Annotated in this window: 1 pseudogene; it reads right to left on the bottom strand. The window is 82.8% G+C overall.

Features of this window, described 5'->3' with window-relative positions:
- A pseudogene (locus tag A4V12_RS36200) lies at nt 1–201 on the bottom strand (beta-galactosidase); the annotation flags it as partial.
- Between the last annotated feature and the right edge of the window lie 212 nt (nt 202–413).

Below are 413 nucleotides of genomic sequence, written 5' to 3'. Positions count from 1 at the left end.
CGCCACGGAGCCGCCCGCCCCCGAGTCGTCCGCCACGTCCCGGAAGGGGACCCTCGCCACCCCGTCCGCCGTGAACGCGTCCAGCCGCAACCCCCGCGCCCGCACCCCGTGCAGGTACTGCCGCTCGTGCAGCAGCCCGCCGGTGATCCCCTTCTCCTCCGCCAGCCGCGGCCCGTAGCCCCCCCGCCCCCGCGACTCCACCCACAGCTCCCCCTCCGCCGGCCCCGCCCCCGGCTCCGCCCGCCCCACCCGCTCCCCCTCCAGCCCCCCCGCCCGCCCCCCCCCCCCGCCCCCCACCGCCCGGCCCCGCTCCCCCCCCACCCCCAGCGGACCCGGCCCGCCCTGGCCGGCGCTCCCCGACCAGTTGCGCACCACCGCCACCGCCCGCCCCGCCCCCCCGCACTACTGCCCCA

It is taken from the genome of Streptomyces noursei, from assembly GCF_001646665.1.
Taxonomy (GTDB): domain Bacteria; phylum Actinomycetota; class Actinomycetes; order Streptomycetales; family Streptomycetaceae; genus Streptomyces; species Streptomyces lavendulocolor.
This window is presented reverse-complemented; position numbering and strand designations above follow the sequence as displayed.